The sequence below is a fragment of the Ruegeria sp. YTSC325 genome (assembly GCF_059609525.1).
Genome location: NZ_JBXWLY010000018.1, coordinates 15,863 through 31,798 on the forward strand (window position 1 = coordinate 15,863; position 15,936 = coordinate 31,798).

Below are 15,936 nucleotides of genomic sequence, written 5' to 3' on the forward strand. Positions count from 1 at the left end.
GTGGCGCTAACGGGTTTTGCCGCTTGATTTAAGGGACCGCGCCAGATCACTTAGTTGTGCATACAACTCCCCAGCTGTCGGGTGCCAACCAGCCACGACTCTGTTTTGTTGAGCAACGACGTCAGTATCCCCGCGTGCAGCGGGACCAGTCAACGCGACCTGTGGCCCCTGCGCGGCTACGTTTTCGCAAGTTCCGGTCAACAGCTTTTCATTCAGGCGTGCTGCCATATCCTCGGAAACGCCCGCTTCGGCCCACGCCTCACGCGCCAAGGCTTGCAGGACTACCGTGAAGTTATTCGAGATTACCGCAGCAGCATGATACAGGCTTTTCGCATCCGACCGGATGGAAAAGCACTCGGCGCCCATCTCTTCGAACAACGAAGTAGCGATGCTTGCCGCATATGGGTCACCTTCGATGCCACAAGGGACACAGGAGAACTGCGATGCTGCAGTTTCGGGATCTGAAAAGGAAAGCACTGGATGCGCACTCGCCAAACCCCACCCATATTCGTTTAAGGCATCCATTTGGGCGGCCGGGTAGAATCCACTACAATGTAGTGCAACAGGGCGCGATCCCTGCAACACACTATCTGGGTTCGAGTCGCTTAAGGTTCTGGCCACCTCGGCGATTTTCGTATCGGGTACGGCAAGTATCCAGATGTTTGCTGGCCGCATATCGGCCAAGTGCTCAACAGCCCGCGCGTTGCGACCGAATGCGGCAGCATCCTTAGCGGATTTAAGACGACGGCTGCTTACATCCTGCAGAACATAAGACTGCGTTGCTGGCAATAGTCGAGCCAGTGTCTGGCCAACCCGTCCTGCTCCGATGAGATTAACAGTCGTAGTGCCCAATTCTGAGCCCCCCCTTTATGACGCACAACAGCTATTAAAATGATCGCCAATTATCTCAAAGGAATTGATCAATCAAAATACGTTACAGTTTGCTTGTTACTTTATTTTTCTGTAACATATTGATCAAGGCAAGCGGAATGGGTTTGAGGAGGACAAGGCCATGTACGCCCAAATGGTAAAATCAACGGGCAAAGGGGTGCAATCTCGTAACGAGATGAGCCCCGAAGATCGGGCATTTCAAGATCGCATCGACCGCGGTGAAAAGATCGAACCCAAGGACTATATGCCTCCAAGCTATCGAAAAACACTGATCCGTCAGATCGGCCAGCACGCGCATTCTGAAATTGTAGGCCAACTGCCCGAAGGCAATTGGATCACCCGTGCGCCCACTTTGGAACGCAAGGCCAACCTTCTGGCCAAAGTTCAGGATGAGGCAGGCCATGGGCTGTATCTTTATTGCGCCGCTGAGACACTGGGCGTCAGTCGGGATGAGCTGGTCGAGATGCTGCACTCCGAGCGGATGAAGTATTCGTCCATCTTCAACTATCCCACCCTGACTTGGGCAGATATGGGCGCGGTCGGATGGCTGGTTGATGGGGCTGCGATCATGAATCAGGTGCCACTGCAGCGCACCTCGTATGGCCCCTATGCGCGGGCAATGGTGCGCATCTGCAAAGAAGAAAGCTTTCACCAACGCCAAGGCTATCACATCATGATTGGGATGGCGAAAGAAGGTACTGACGATCAAAAGCGCATGGCGCAGGACGCTCTAAACCGGTTCTGGTATCCTGCCCTGATGATGTTCGGTCCGTCGGACAAGGACAGCGTACATTCCGCCCAATCGATGGCTTGGCGGATCAAGATCAACACAAATGATGAGCTGCGTCAGAAATTCGTCGATGAAACCGTTCCGCAAGCCGAGTTTCTGGGCTTGTCAATTCCCGACGAGAACCTGCGCTGGAACGAAGAAACCGGGCATTATGATTTTAGTGAACCAGACTGGTCCGAGTTTTTCGATGTCATCTCGGGCAATGGCCCCTGCAATTCCGAGCGTCTGAGCGCCCGCCGTAAGGCTTGGGAGGATGGCGCCTGGGTCCGTGATGCCATGCTTGCCCACGCGCGGAAAGCCCAAAACAAATCCAAAGCGGCGGAGTAGTCGATGTCACACCAAAACGAATGGCCCCTGTGGGAAGTCTTTATCCGAGGCCAACACGGCATGAGCCACCGGCACGTCGGCTCGTTGCACGCGGCGGATGCCGAGCATGCCATACGGAATGCGCGAGACGTTTATACGCGCCGCAACGAAGGCGTCAGTATCTGGGTGGTCGAGGCTGAAAAGATCACGGCCTCCAGCCCTTCGGACAAAGGGCCCCTGTTCGACCCATCCCGCGACAAAGTTTACCGGCACCCCACTTTCTACGACATTCCTGACGAAGTTGGGAAAATGTGATGGACGCGGCGCAAAAACCACTGTTCGAGTTTCTGCTGAGACAAGGCGACAACGCTTTGGTTCTGGGGCATCGAACCTCGGAATGGTGCGGGGTCGCTCCGATTTTGGAAGAGGATATCGCGCTGGCCAATATGGCCTTGGATCAGATCGGGCAAACCCAGTTGTGGCTGGGATATGCGGCTGAGGTCGAAGGGGCCGGACGCTCTGCCGACGATCTGGCGTTTCTACGTGACGTTTATGATTTCCGGAATTTGCTGATGCTTGAGGTCCCGAACGGCGATTTCGGGCGTACTCAGATGCGGCAATTCCTGTATGACGCCTTTCAAGTACCATGGTTGACGCAACTGCAAAATTCCACCGACACCCGAGTGGCTGAAATCGCCGCAAAATGCCTGAAAGAGGCCCTCTATCACTTGGACAGGTCTTCTCACACAGTAATCGCCTTGGGGGACGGCACCGCGGAAAGCAACAAGCGCATGGATGAAGCGCTTGCTTTCCTGTGGCCGTATAGTGGTGAAGTCTTTGTCGATGACGAAACCGATCATGCCATGGCGACAGCGGGTGTCGCGCCATTGCCTTCAGAAATAAAACCTCTGTGGCTTGAAACCGTACAGACTGTGCTGGCGCAGGCGTGCTTGACTTTGCCGGAAGGCGACTATGCCCAAAAAGGAGGGCGAACCGGATTTCGGCACACTGAACACCTGGGCCATATGCTGGCCGCGATGCAAACCCTTCAACGCTCGTATCCAGGCGCGACGTGGTGACGATGATGGCGGTGACCGAGGCTCAGGTCTGGGATTGGCTCGACACCGTGCCTGACCCTGAAATCCCAGTCATCTCGGTTGTGGATCTCGGCGTGATCCGCGAGGTGCAGGTCGCGCAGGACCATGTGACTGTGACGATCACACCGACCTATTCCGGCTGCCCGGCCATGGCTGTTATCGCGTTGGACATCGAAACCGAACTTGCAAAAAACGGCATCGGCAAGCTGGACATTCAAACCCGCATCGCACCGGCGTGGACGACTGACTGGTTATCCGAAAAAGGCCGGGCCCGACTGGAAGAATTCGGGATTGCCCCACCCCAAGCTGCGGGTGGTCCCAAACGATGCCCTCATTGCAAATCCAAGCGGGTAGAAAAAATCAGCCAGTTCGGTTCGACCCCCTGCAAGGCCCAATGGCGATGTCAGGATTGCATGGAACCCTTCGACTATTTCAAGTGTATCTGAGGTCCCGATATGACCAACTTCCACCCTCTGAAAGTCACCGATATTCAAAAGACCATCCGCGACGCCGTGGTGGTCACTTTGCAAGCTGAAAACGCGGCAGAGTTTGGTTTTGCACCTGGTCAATACCTGACATTCAAACGGGATTTCGAGGGCGAGGAACTGCGCCGGTCATACTCTATCTGCGCGGCACCGCATGAAGGCATCCTGCAGGTTGGGATCAAAAGTGTGGATGGCGGGGCGTTCTCAACATGGGCCAATACCGAACTGCAGGTTGGGGACGTAATGGACGCCATGCCTCCGATGGGCAACTTTCATGCCGCAGTCGAAGACGACGCGCCGCACTATCTGGCGTTTGCTGGCGGCTCGGGCATCACTCCGGTCCTGTCCATTCTCAAGACCGCCCTGTCCGAGGACGCATCGACACGGTTCACTTTGGTCTACGCAAACCGCACACCAAATACGATCATGTTCCGGGAAGAGCTTGAGGACCTGAAAAACCGCTACCTTCATCGGCTGAACATCGTCCACGTTCTTGAGGATAACAGTCAGGACATTGAATTGTTCAAAGGCCGGGTCGATCAAACCAAATGCGCCGATCTGTTTCGACACTGGATCGACATTAAATCGGTCTCGATGGCTTACATCTGCGGGCCCGAGCCAATGATGCTGGCCATTTCACAGGCGCTTAAGGATCATGGGTTGCGAAAGGACCAAATCCGTTTCGAACTTTTCGCGTCGTCTCAACCCGGGCGCGCCAGGAAACGCGCTGTCTCAAAAGCCGCCGAAACAGGCGGCGTCAAAGGTCGCGTCACGTTGGGCGGTGAAACCAGAAGCCTTATCATACCTAAAGACACGAGCTTGCTGGAAGCGGCTTTGGCCGAAAACTTGGATGCGCCCCACGCCTGTAAAGCGGGTGTTTGTTCGACCTGCAAGGCCAAGGTCCTTGAAGGTGAGGTTGAAATGGTCGCCAACCACGCCCTTGAGGATTACGAGGTTGAAGCCGGTTTTGTTCTGACCTGTCAGTGCTTTGCAGTGTCAGAGAAAGTTGTTTGGGACTATGATGAGGCCGGGCATTGAACGTTGACTAACACTCCGGGCAAGCCCGCCACGGTGAAACGGGCAACCGTTTTCGCATATCCTTCGCGATCAGCACGTGTCGCCTTTGGATGCCACATGTAGTACCAGTTCAGCATTCCGAAAACGGACATGGTCACCTCACGCAGCAGGCTGCCATCGTCTTGCAGCTTGCCACCACTGATCGCGTTCAGAATGTTGCTCATCTGCGCTACCATGTCTTTTTGATAGGCTTTAAGCACCTTCTGCATATGCTCGGGCAGCAGAGAGACACCTTCGCTTTGAATCGTGTGTTCGTAATCCATCCCTTCATAGGCCAGCAGATATTCGCGCAGGATCAGATGCAACTGTTCTTCGGGTGGGTACCCGTCCAGATCAATTGCGGAGACGCGGTTCTTCAGCTCGGACAGATAGGTATCCAGAATGTCGAACAGCAGTGCTTCTTTGCTGTCATAATAGTGGTAAATATTCGCCTTCGATATACCCGCAGCTTTGGCGACCTGATTCATCGAAGCTCGTGCGATGCCTTCATGGGCGAACACATTTGCAGCCACCGCGAGGATGCTCTGACGCTTCTTGTCATGGTCCTTAGCGATCGTCCGCGCCACGGGTTTACTCCTTTGGCCTGTTGTCAACTACTCGACGGGCTTTGCCCTGGCTGCGCTCGACACTGCCCGGAGCGCCAACGTTCACCGATGCGCCGATCCCTATGGTGTCTTTAATCTTCTTGGACAAGGCCCCGGCAATACCTTCGCGCATGTCCTCTGGCGCGCCGGTTTCAACGCGTACTGTCATATCGTCCATCCGGCCCGTGCGGGTAAGCTCTATCTGGAAATGCGGCGCCAGATCCGGGGCTGCCAGAACAAGCTCTTCAATCTGGGTCGGAAAGACGTTCACGCCCCTCAAGATGATCATGTCATCGGATCGGCCGGTGATTTTCTCCATTCTACGCATTGATCGCGCCGTTCCCGGCAAAAGCCGCGTCAGATCGCGAGTGCGATAGCGGATCATTGGCATGCCCTCTTTGGTCAGGGTCGTAAAGACCAGCTCACCCAGCTCGCCATCTGGCAGCACTTCACCCGTCTCCGGGTCAATGATTTCCGGGTAGAAGTGGTCCTCCCAGATATGCAGCCCGTCCTTGGTCTCGACGCACTCATTTGCAACGCCTGGCCCCATGATTTCGGACAGGCCATAGATGTCGACTGCATGCATGTCGAAAGCATCCTCAACCTCTGCCCTCATTGCGTTCGTCCAGGGTTCGGCGCCAAAGATTCCCACATCCAACGAGGTATCGCGCGGATCAATACCAGCCGTGTGAAACTGCTCCAGTATGTTCAGCATATAAGACGGAGTGACCATGATGGTGCTGGGCTTGAAGTCCTGTATCAGCATAATTTGGCGTTCTGTCATACCGCCAGAAACCGGAACAACCGTGCAGTTCAGACGCTCGGCCCCGTAATGCGCGCCCAACCCCCCTGTGAACAGGCCATAGCCATAGGCGATGTGCACTATTTCTCCTGGTTTGGTACCGCTGGCCCGCATGGATCGCGCCACAAGTCCGGCCCAGTTATCAATATCTTTCGGCGTATAGCCCACCACCGTCGGTTTACCCGTCGTCCCGGATGATGCATGGACCCGCACGATTTCTTCCCGAGGAACAGCGAAAAGCCCAAATGGATAGTTGGCACGCAGATCGTCTTTGTGAGTAAACGGGAATTTCGACAGGTCGCTTAGAGATCGCAGATCATCCGGATGGACCCCCGCCGCGTCGAACCGTTGGCGATACATCGGAACGTTTTCGTAAGCGTGGTGCAGAGACCATCTCAGACGGTCCAACTGCAGGCTTCTAATTTCGTCGATGGAAGCAATCTCTATCGGATCAAGCGTGTTTCGGGCCGGTGTTAGGTCTTTCATGAACTCCTCCGCTATTCCTCGAACACGTGACCGCGCACCGCCCGAGAGCAACCGCGAAACACTGCTACAACTGTGTTCGTCTGATTGACCACGGTCACATCATAGATTCCGCTCCGCCCAGTCAGGCTGACCTCGGTCGCTGTTGCGGTCAGGCGATCGCCCAACTGACCGGGCGCGATGTAGGAAATTGAGTTGTGTTGCGCGACCGTCGATTGGTTCCGGCTGTTGCAGGCAAACGCGAATGCACTATCGGCCAGCATATAGATCACGCCTCCATGACAAATGCTGTGCCCGTTGGTGTGGTGCTTTTCTACTGTCAGCGTCAGAACCGCCTGCCCTTCATCCACTGCTTCGATCCGCATTCCCACCCAAGGGCTTGCCTGATCGTTACCCCACATCGTTCGGGCCGCCTGTTCCGCACGTTCCTTGGGCGTCATAACTGTACCCTTGGGCTTTTGGCCGTATCCGTGACCACTACGATACCACACGCCAAGGCGATGATCGTCTTGTCCTGATAGCCAAGCTGTTTACGGCATAGGCGTCTGGTGCAATGCGCTGCTGCCTCGCCTCACAGATCAAAACGTTTTGCGCAACATTCGCGCAATTCAAGGCATCACGAAAGGTACGGTGCATTTCATTGGTCAAATTGCTCATCTGATCAGGTCGATTCACTGTGAACCCGTCCCAACCTGCGTGTCGCGTGGCAAGCACTGTATACTCCTTGATCTTAAGCAACCTTCAATTTAAACATTTCATAAACCGTCCGGTTGGTCAATTAATGAACGACACCATTGTAGAGGTCCCGAAATGGCAGTTCAGAACGTTGAAAGTTATGTAGCCGGTCAATGGATTGGCTGTGACAGCGCCGCGCGGGATATCCATTCCGCGGTGACCGGAGATTTGATTGCACGGGCAGGCAACAGTGCTTTGGACACCGAAGCCATGCTGAAATATGCGCGTGCCAAAGGCGGTTCGGCGTTGAGGGCCATGACTTTCCATGATCGAGCCCGCATGCTGAAGGCACTTGCGCTGCATTTGGGCCAGCACAAAAAGGCACTTTATGACGCCTCTTTCGCGACCGGGTCTACGCACAAGGACCACCTGATCGACATTGATGGGGGGATCGGCACGTTGCTGGTCTTTGCCAGCAAAGGTCGGCGTGAGATGCCAGATGATACGATCTATCTGGACGGCAATATCGAGCAACTGTCCCGCAGTGGAACCTTTTTGGGGCAACATATCTGCACCTCGTTGACGGGCGCCGCTGTCCACATCAATGCGTTCAATTTTCCGGTCTGGGGCATGCTGGAAAAGCTTGCGCCCACCTTACTGGCCGGGGTGCCGGCAATCGTCAAACCGGCGACAGCCACCTGTTACGTAACCGAGTTATGTGTTCGCATCATGCTCGAAAGCGGCTTGTTGCCAGATGGTGCAGTACAGCTGATCTCGGGCGATATTGGTGCGCTGCTAGACCACGTCGGATCGCAAGATGTGGTCAGCTTTACCGGCTCGGCGCAAACGGCTCTTGAACTGCGTAGCACACCGAGCATTTTGAATTACGCAACCCGTTTTATTGCCGAGCAAGACAGCCTGAATGCCTCAATTCTCGGACCCGATGCGGAAGTAGGCACGCCCGAATTCGACCTATTCATCAAGGAAATTACCCGCGAGATGACGGCAAAGGCTGGGCAGAAATGCACTGCCATTCGTCGGATTATTGTGCCTGAACCACAGGTCGAAGCGGTGATTACAGCGTTGCGGAAAACCCTTGAGCGGACAATTATAGGCGATCCCTCGGACACGGCGACGCAGATGGGGCCGCTGGTCTCTCAGGCGCAACGCCGGGACGTTTTGCAGAAGGCCGCCCTGATCGAGCAGGATGCGACTCGCGTTTTTGGCCACCCAGAAAAGTTTCAGGTTTCGGGTGCGGACCGCGAAAAAGGCGCGTTCGTGCCACCCATGCTGTTTTATTGCGAGACCCCAGATACAGCGCAATACGTTCATGATGTCGAAGCCTTTGGGCCGGTTTCGACCGTCATGCCTTACCACGATCTTGATCATGCCATTCGCCTGACCAACAAGGGCAAAGGCAGCCTTGTTGCCTCGGTCATCACCAACGACGGCGACTTTGCCCGACAAGCCGCCTTGGGTGCGGGCGCGTTTCACGGTCGACTGTACTTCAACAACCGGCAATCTATGAACGAAAGCACGGGCCATGGCTCTCCGCTGCCGCACATGGTGCATGGTGGCCCAGGACGCGCGGGCGGCGGCGAAGAGCTGGGAGGCGTTCGGGGCGTACTGCACTACATGCAGCGCACTGCGGTTCAGGGCAGCCCCGATATTCTGACGCGGATTAACCGAAAATGGACGGCCGGCTCATCAGAGGTCACCCGCGATGCACACCCCTTTACCCGCACCTTCCATGAACTAGAAATAGGTGAGACGTTACACACCGCGTCCCGAGAAATCTCTTTGGCCGACATTGAAACTTTCGCACATTTTACCGGCGACACATTCTATGCGCATATGGACGAAGCTGCCGCAAAGCGGAACCCGTTTTTCCCGGGACGGGTGGCACATGGGTATCTGTTACTCAGCTTCGCTGCGGGGTTGTTCGTGCAACCAGATGAAGGGCCAGTTCTGGCGAATACCGGGCTCGACAATCTGAGGTTCCTTAAGCCCGTACAAGCCGGAGACAGCATTCAAGTTCATCTGACAGTCAAGCAGAAAACTCCGCGCAACCAAGACTATGGAGAGGTTCGCTGGCATGTGACACTGACAAACCAGAATGGCGACCGGGCAGCCGAGTACGAACTTCTGACAATGAATGCATATTCCCGAGGTTGAGCATCGGTTTTCCGTGGCCACACAAGACATTGGCATGATATCCAATAGGGCAGCCTGCGAACCGGCCATTTGGAAACCTAGATTTGAATTCAGCCGAAAAACTGATTGAAGAACTTGTTGCGCTAGAACCGATCAAGACCTGGTCGCTGATCGTTACCCTTTTCGGTGACATGAATGGCAAAGAAATTACAGGCAAAGACTTGGGGCTGCTACTTGGTCGTGTTGGGATCAAAACCGAAGCCATGCGTGTCGCCTTGCACCGCCTTAGAAAAGACGGCTGGATCGAGTCAACAAAATCGGGGCGCGAAGTTACCTATCGCCTTTCTTCACATGGCCTATCAGAAACCCGGGCCGCCTATGAGGATGTATATCGTCAAGACGCCAAATACCCCGAAGGCTGGGTAACCTGCTGGGTTCGTCAAGGATTCGCAGCGCCACCCTTATCGATTCCAATCGACAAAGCGCTGGTTCTGATGCCCGCCTCAGCTGCTGCCAAAGCCGAAAACGTCGTGACGCTAAAGTTTGATGACTACCCTCCGCCCGAGTGGTTCTCGAGCGGTCTTGTGCAGGACAATGTTCTACGTCAGGCGTCGCGCATCTTTGACCTTGCAGCTTCTGCCGAAATTCATCGCATGCAATCCTTGCCCCAAGCTGCGATACGACTGATGCTTTTGCACCACTGGCGGAAAATGGCACTGCGCCCTGCAGTATGGGCCCATATTTCCCTAAACCCAAAAGGACCGCTGGCACTGTGCCACGGCAGGGTCACCGATCTACTGTCCGCGTTGCCCAACTTGTCGCCCGAACGATTTTCCCGATAACTCACGTTCCAATCTGAGTGTCTCCGCTAACTGTAACCGGGTCTTGATTGGTATTTCATCGCCGGTTAGGCCATGTTTTACCGATCAGTTAGGATTTGGATGCACAGTTGGTTCTCATCGAAGGTAGCCGCGTGACACACATGGGACGATCAATCTTGCGCACTGCGCTTGTGGCGATACTGTCGCTGGGTTCAGTGCCTGCGCTGGCGCAACCCGACATTTTGGTGCTGGGCGACAGTCAGATCTCTTTTGGGGCAGGAAAGGAATACACCCGGTTCTTCCAAGACTTGCCACAACGCTGCAATATGACAGCAGAACGCACTCGGTTGCTGGAAAAGCTTGGCGCGCGTCAAACGGCTGCGATCGGTGTACGATCCACCTCGTTACAATCTTGGACATCCGTCAGCGGGCCGACACGCGGTGCAATCTGCGATGTAGACAAGAAATTTGGTGTTAACGCTGGTGCCTATGGGATCGATGGAAACCCTGATCGTGTTTTCATCCAGATCGGAAAAGGTCCATCTTATCAGTTCTGCAAACCCAAACAGACCGCGTTTGAGGCTATGTTTGCCGAAAACTACTATGATCCCGGTTTGTTGGTCCTGACTTTTCTGGGCAACTCGGCCGATCGCTGGGCAAACTCACCAGAAGCGGTCGCACAGGATGTGTCCAAGACTCTGGAACAGGTGCCCAAGGACATGCCTTGCGTCTTTATCTCAAGCGCGCCGGTCTACCTGAAAAAAACAAACGACAAGCGGATGAAAGCTCAAACGGCCATTGCCCGGGCGTTCGAGCGTGCCGATGCCCAGTGTATTGCCGTGGAAGGGTTTAATGCAAAGACGCGCGCGGCCATTGAGGGCAAACCAAAATATTTTCGCCGCAACGAAGCCGGTCGTGTCAAAGATCCGCATCATCCAAGTCCGGCTGCAATTCGCCAGTTTTTGAAGATCAACACGGTCGATTTCTGCGATGCGATCTTCGAAGCCCTGAAATAGAGAAACCGCATAAGGGGGAAACATGCAGTTTCTGAACAAATCCGCGGGCATGGCTATTGCCCTTCTTTTGCAAGCACTTCCGGTCAGTGCCGAGCCGTTTGACTCGCCTGAAATACTGATCATCGGGGACAGTCAGATATCGTTCGGCTCGGGGCCAGCATTCCTGGAGTTCTTCAGTAATATCAAAACTCATTGCAAACCGAACGCCGAGCAAAAGCAGCATCTTGAGCGACTTGGAAAAATGCGGGTTGGTGTAATCGGTGTGCGCTCCAGCTCTATACCATCGTGGACGGCACGATCTGGCAAGGGTAAGGATACGATCTGCAAGGTTGATCCCAAATGGCGGGTTAATGCGGGGGCTTACGGCTTCGTAAACAAGTCCGGCAATAAATACGTCCAGATTGGCGAAGGGCGCGACTACCAGTTTTGTGCAGCAAACACGTCTCCGCTGGAAGAGATGTTGCGCGACGATTATTACGACCCAAAACTGATCCTGATGTCTTTTCTGGGCAATTCCGCAAAACGCTGGGCCAACAGCCCCGAGGCTGCAATCCGCGATGTTCAAAAGTTGAAAACCCAGCTTCCACCTGACCTGCCCTGCATTTTCATGACCACCGCCCCGGCTTACAAAAAGAAAATCGTAGACTTGAGATTGCGGGCGCAAAAGAACCTAATGGACGCCTTCAAAACATCAGGCTTGCGTTGTTCGTTTGTGCCGGGATCCACGCCGGAAACTGTCGCCGCCAATCAAGGGAACAAAGAGTATTTTCGTCTGAACAAAAAAGGCATGGTGAAAGATCCGTATCATCCGAACGAAGCTGCAGCCAAAAACTTCTTTGCCCTAGAAATGGATCAGATTTGTACGGCGATCTTCACGCAAATTTCGCCGACGAAGGAACAAAGCTGAATCCTAATAGTGCTCTTTAGCGTGACAGTCGAGTCAGCCGAAGGTCAAGAGAAAACATGCCCCGCGACTGGATGGGTCCAGGCTTAGGCGTCCACCGATCGCCTCGGCGGTTGCCGTCACAATATTCAAACCCATACCCGTCCCACCACTGTTTCTCCGCGTGGTGAAAAAGGGTTGCATTATCTTTCCTGCATTCCCATCGCTAACCCCCGTTCCGTTGTCCGCAACGCGCAGGGTGGTCGCATCGTTGCGTTGACCTGCTGTCAGAACGATTTCGTTGGCGTCGTGTTGCTGTGCATTTTCAAGCAAATGCGTCAGTATAATCCTTAGCGTTTCTTCAGCCACGGGCAGAGGGAGATCTCCGTTTTCGACTTGCACCGAAAGGTTGGGAAAGGTCTCGGTCACGAAGGGAACGACATCATCCAGACGACAACTTCCGGTCAAAGCACTTTGATCGGCAAGGCTGAACGCACGCATATGGGCCAGCAAGTCCTCCATACGCTTGCCGCCTTTATCTACGGTATCCAGCAGCTTGTTCCGTTGTTCCACAGGCAAGCTGTTGTCCCGCAGCAGCTCGGTTGCACCTTTGAGGGCAGTCAGAGGAGACTTCAACTCGTGCGTGACATGGGCGGTATAGGATTTTAGCGCGTCTTGTTTGTTTTGCAGACGTGTGGTGAGAGACTGAAAGCTCTGACTCAGCTCCTCAATTTCGCGGGTTCCTAAATGCTCTGGTGGCTCCCACGCGTCAACGCCATAGCCTGCCGATTGCGTCCTTTCTATCAAAAGGCGGATGGGCCGTGTGATAAAGCGCCAGAACACAAACCCGATCAACGCAGTGGACAAAGCCACGAATACGGCCGCTTTGGCCAAGTTAAAACGCTCGCCATAAAGAAATCGGAAGATATGGTTTGGGGTCCGGCTCAGATAGACAGCCCCGATCTGCGCCTCTTCTACGAACACCGGCATCGCAACAAACACGCGAACACGGGCTGCCCTGCTGAGTGTATAGACCGCAGGCGTTCTGTCCTCGCGCAGACGCGTTCGAGCGACCGACGCGATGTTCCCCTGCATAGCTTCCTGTACTTCGGCCACCTGCCCCAGATTCTCTCCGAGTTCGGCGGTTCCGGCGAAGACATTTCCGAACGTATCCAGAAACCGATACCCCACCAGCGTTTGCGTCTGTGCTCCAGCCGCGATCCGCGATAAAGGAGCCGCTATTTGCTTATAAACGCGGCCGGGGTCCAGTTGCATTGCCTGCGCATCGGGGCGCGGAGGCAAAACTGTTTCCCGGTTTACAGACAATGCTGGAAAGACTGCCCGATCGACCGAAATTGCGCCGCGCTTGGGCGGATCAAGCCCTGCTGCCTCAGCATATAGCTCGGAATAGGTCGCCGAGAGGACAGCAGCTTGTGTCAGCAGGCTTTCTTCGGTTTGCTGGACCAACTGGCTGTCGTAAAATCGGAACAATGCCAGCCCAGCAAACGGCAGACAAAGAACAATCCCCAGAACAAGCAAGACAACAGTCCAAAGCTTGGGACGTTTTCTAGGCTTTACCCCGCCTTGCATGGTCCCATCCTCAGGCCAACACCATGCACGGTGACAATTCCGTCGGTGCAGCCGGCTTGTGACAGCTTGGCGCGAATATTGCGAATATGACTGTCTATTGTTCGGTCCGACACGTGGATGTTGTAGCCGTACAGCGCATCCACCAACTGAGGTCGGGACATAACGTGATCCGGTCGAGACATCAAAGTTGCCAACAACCGAAGCTCTGATCCTGTCAATACTACCTGCTCTGCGCCGTACAGGCACGAATGGCGCCGCGCATCCAGAGTCAGCTTCCCTTGCACGAGGACTTGTTCCGCCGGGGTGGCTGGCGGGACGCTGCGTTTGAGGATGGCTTTGATACGTGCCACCAGTTCGCGCGGGGAAAAGGGTTTGGTCAGATAGTCGTCTGCTCCGATCTCAAGCCCGACGACCCGGTCAACCTCATCATCCCGAGCTGTAAGAAACAGGATCGGGACATCCGAGGACTTGCGAATTTCGCGACACACTTCAAGCCCGTCACGTTCAGGCAGACCGATATCCAATACAATCAGTTCAGGTTGCTCTTGTCGAGCAGCGTCAAGTGCGGCCAAACCGTCACTGGCAAACATCGTCTGAAAACCCGCGTTTTCAACTGCAAACCCTGTCACTTCAAGAATGTCCGGATCGTCGTCGACGATAAGAATACGTGCGGGCATCAAATAGGGTCCTCAGCTCTGATCCTGATAATAGGCTTGGATGCGCCACCTGCGAAAGCCCCATTCTCGCCAGTTGGAAATGGCATCCTGGGACATGAGATAGTCCAGTCTTTTACCGCAAATACGCTCGCCGGTTTTGGCTTCAAAAGCGTGTATGGCAGCGTATGCATCGGGACCTAATCCGCAGATGTAGTAGGTATCGCGAAGCGCCAGATCCTGACCGTGCGTCAGGTTGTAGCCAGCGATCAGGTGCGCGAAATTGACAAAGCAGCAAACATAGACTGTGACGACAACGGTGGCCAGGCACCGTCGCAATAGCCAATCAACTCCCAACCCTCGATGAACTTGAATGACCGTCAGCACCAAGCCGATCAATACAAGGCCCATCCAGATAAAGGCGGCCACGCGCAGATAAGTCAGGGCATATGCCTCAACATATAGCTGCAGGCGGAAGGCTGCGGTCATCACCAAAAAGATATTCTGAGCCAACCAAAGATAAACCAGATTCCGCAAGACCCTATCCTGCGCGATCATGCTGCGTGTCAACAGGACGAATACCCCTGCTAGCAATGCCGTCACGACCAAAGGATAGGCACCGCGATGGGCATAGGAAGCATAAGTCATACCATCAGGCAAGGCGACACCGCCGGTAAAAATCCCGATATCCATACCTGTCTGCACAAAGAACAACAGGTTGAACAAAAACAGCGAATTCCGAACAGAAAGAGGGTTGATCAGAAATGTAACCCGTCCGGGCCCGGCCCTCCGGAAAGAGGGTTTTTGCGCTTCGGAACCCAACCAAGACTTACTAAGGTTCAAACACGCCCAAACTTGAGACCCGATCAGACACCAGAACAAGACGCGCAACCAAAAATCGGCTGTGAACAAATGAGTTGGGTCCAACCCTTGCAGGTAGCCTTCCAGAACTGGGTTTGCGGCGGCCAGCAGTATCAGGAAAATGATGCCCATCATGAAGGGAAGCACGGCCGAAGATGCCTGACGACGAATGCCCTTGCCCATATCTGCCTCAGGCAAATCACGCAGCGCGGCCCAACTCAGCAACAAGTTTCCGATTGTAGGCAATCGCATTGCAACCCTAAAAAACAAGCGTCCGCTCAACGGCAATCCGTAGACCGACCACCCCACGAGCAAAACCAACCCGGCCAGACTAAATAACACCGACAAGAATTGCAGGTCGATGCACAACGGCAAATTGCTCACTAGGGCAAAGCCCATGGCCCCGACCCACTCGCGCCGATTGGTCCGAGGGGTCTTCAAGGCCACTATTGCTGCCGAAAGGATCATCGCAAACACGGCAAGAGAAATTCCAATCGGCTGGTGCCAGAACAGCCAATCTGCCAGTGTCACGAAAACGCCAAGCAAAGGTATCTTGTGCCGCATTCCAAGTGAGGAAAACAGCGATTTATCGCTTTGCGCCCGTGGGGTTATTTGCGCGGATGTTGTCTCTGACATGCTTAACCACCACGCATCTCGTTTAAGGCTATCCGGCACTCCGTGGATTATCAGCTCCTGCCTCATTACGCGCCTCCTGATTGCGTTTGTTCTTCCCATCAGGTTGACAGACGCAATTGCAGAGCTGGGGCG

16 protein-coding genes are annotated in these 15,936 nt (G+C 54.5%); 9 read left to right on the plus strand and 7 right to left on the minus strand.

The window, feature by feature from the left end; translation table 11 throughout:
- Positions 1–6: 6 nt before the first annotated feature.
- A complete protein-coding gene (locus AC2FF7_RS19660; RefSeq protein WP_496906197.1) occupies positions 7–852 on the minus strand; it encodes a Rossmann-like and DUF2520 domain-containing protein in 846 nt (281 codons plus the stop codon).
- 160 nt (positions 853–1,012) lie between these two features.
- On the opposite strand from AC2FF7_RS19660, the gene paaA reads away from it, so the two are divergent.
- Genes paaA through AC2FF7_RS19685 form a run of 5 tightly spaced genes read left to right on the plus strand, consistent with a single transcriptional unit; the run spans position 1,013 to position 4,607 of the window.
- Positions 1,013–2,008, plus strand: coding sequence for a 1,2-phenylacetyl-CoA epoxidase subunit PaaA (gene paaA / locus AC2FF7_RS19665; protein ID WP_496906198.1), 996 nt, complete (start codon positions 1,013–1,015; stop codon positions 2,006–2,008).
- Between the two features lie 3 nt (positions 2,009–2,011).
- Positions 2,012–2,302, plus strand: a complete 291-nt coding sequence (paaB, locus tag AC2FF7_RS19670) for a 1,2-phenylacetyl-CoA epoxidase subunit PaaB (protein WP_170356441.1) — start codon at positions 2,012–2,014, stop codon at positions 2,300–2,302.
- Positions 2,302–3,066 carry a 1,2-phenylacetyl-CoA epoxidase subunit PaaC gene (paaC, locus tag AC2FF7_RS19675; protein WP_480869943.1) on the plus strand — a complete coding sequence of 255 codons (765 nt, stop codon included), beginning with the start codon at positions 2,302–2,304 and terminating at the stop codon, positions 3,064–3,066. The genes paaB and paaC overlap by 1 nt, the downstream gene beginning before the upstream one ends.
- Positions 3,067–3,068: 2 nt before the next feature.
- Positions 3,069–3,530, plus strand: a complete 462-nt coding sequence (gene paaD / locus AC2FF7_RS19680; RefSeq protein WP_170356502.1) for a 1,2-phenylacetyl-CoA epoxidase subunit PaaD — start codon at positions 3,069–3,071, stop codon at positions 3,528–3,530.
- A gap of 9 nt (positions 3,531–3,539) precedes the next feature.
- Positions 3,540–4,607: a 2Fe-2S iron-sulfur cluster-binding protein gene (locus tag AC2FF7_RS19685; protein WP_480869945.1), complete on the plus strand. Its 1,068-nt coding sequence runs from the start codon at positions 3,540–3,542 to the stop codon at positions 4,605–4,607.
- On the opposite strand, the gene AC2FF7_RS19690 is transcribed toward AC2FF7_RS19685, so the two are convergent.
- Genes AC2FF7_RS19690 through paaI form a run of 3 tightly spaced genes read right to left on the minus strand, consistent with a single transcriptional unit; the run spans position 4,586 to position 6,955 of the window.
- Positions 4,586–5,212, minus strand: a complete 627-nt coding sequence (locus tag AC2FF7_RS19690) for a TetR/AcrR family transcriptional regulator (protein WP_480869947.1) — start codon at positions 5,210–5,212, stop codon at positions 4,586–4,588. The two genes, AC2FF7_RS19685 and AC2FF7_RS19690, sit on opposite strands and share 22 nt — an antisense overlap.
- 4 nt (positions 5,213–5,216) lie before the next feature.
- Positions 5,217–6,518 (minus strand): phenylacetate--CoA ligase PaaK, encoded by a 1,302-nt coding sequence (paaK, locus tag AC2FF7_RS19695; protein WP_496906199.1) that lies wholly within the window; start codon positions 6,516–6,518, stop codon positions 5,217–5,219.
- Positions 6,519–6,529: 11 nt separating this feature from the next.
- Positions 6,530–6,955 carry a hydroxyphenylacetyl-CoA thioesterase PaaI gene (gene paaI / locus AC2FF7_RS19700; RefSeq protein WP_480869951.1) on the minus strand — a complete coding sequence of 142 codons (426 nt, stop codon included), beginning with the start codon at positions 6,953–6,955 and terminating at the stop codon, positions 6,530–6,532.
- Between the two features lie 370 nt (positions 6,956–7,325).
- On the opposite strand from paaI, the gene paaZ reads away from it, so the two are divergent.
- From paaZ to AC2FF7_RS19720, 4 genes are all read left to right on the plus strand, one after another.
- The gene (paaZ, locus tag AC2FF7_RS19705; RefSeq protein ID WP_496906200.1) at positions 7,326–9,365 is read left to right on the plus strand and encodes a phenylacetic acid degradation bifunctional protein PaaZ; all 2,040 of its coding nucleotides are present in this window, start codon (positions 7,326–7,328) and stop codon (positions 9,363–9,365) included.
- Between the two features lie 83 nt (positions 9,366–9,448).
- Positions 9,449–10,186 carry a hypothetical protein gene (locus tag AC2FF7_RS19710; RefSeq protein ID WP_480869955.1) on the plus strand — a complete coding sequence of 246 codons (738 nt, stop codon included), beginning with the start codon at positions 9,449–9,451 and terminating at the stop codon, positions 10,184–10,186.
- Between the two features lie 140 nt (positions 10,187–10,326).
- Positions 10,327–11,181, plus strand: coding sequence for an SGNH/GDSL hydrolase family protein (locus tag AC2FF7_RS19715; RefSeq protein WP_480869957.1), 855 nt, complete (start codon positions 10,327–10,329; stop codon positions 11,179–11,181).
- A 22-nt stretch (positions 11,182–11,203) separates the two neighbouring features.
- A complete protein-coding gene (locus AC2FF7_RS19720) occupies positions 11,204–12,088 on the plus strand; it encodes an SGNH/GDSL hydrolase family protein (RefSeq protein WP_480869959.1) in 885 nt (294 codons plus the stop codon).
- A 33-nt stretch (positions 12,089–12,121) separates the two neighbouring features.
- Here AC2FF7_RS19720 and AC2FF7_RS19725 read toward each other — a convergent pair whose 3' ends face one another.
- From AC2FF7_RS19725 to AC2FF7_RS19735, 3 genes are read right to left on the minus strand one after another with little or no spacing between them, the layout of a single operon-like run.
- Positions 12,122–13,654 (minus strand): sensor histidine kinase, encoded by a 1,533-nt coding sequence (locus AC2FF7_RS19725; RefSeq protein WP_496906201.1) that lies wholly within the window; start codon positions 13,652–13,654, stop codon positions 12,122–12,124.
- Entirely contained in the window at positions 13,639–14,331 is a 693-nt protein-coding gene (locus tag AC2FF7_RS19730) for a response regulator transcription factor (protein ID WP_170755928.1), read from the minus strand. The genes AC2FF7_RS19725 and AC2FF7_RS19730 overlap by 16 nt, the downstream gene beginning before the upstream one ends.
- 12 nt (positions 14,332–14,343) lie before the next feature.
- Positions 14,344–15,870, minus strand: coding sequence for a DUF4153 domain-containing protein (locus AC2FF7_RS19735; protein ID WP_496906202.1), 1,527 nt, complete (start codon positions 15,868–15,870; stop codon positions 14,344–14,346).
- Positions 15,871–15,936 lie beyond the last annotated feature (66 nt).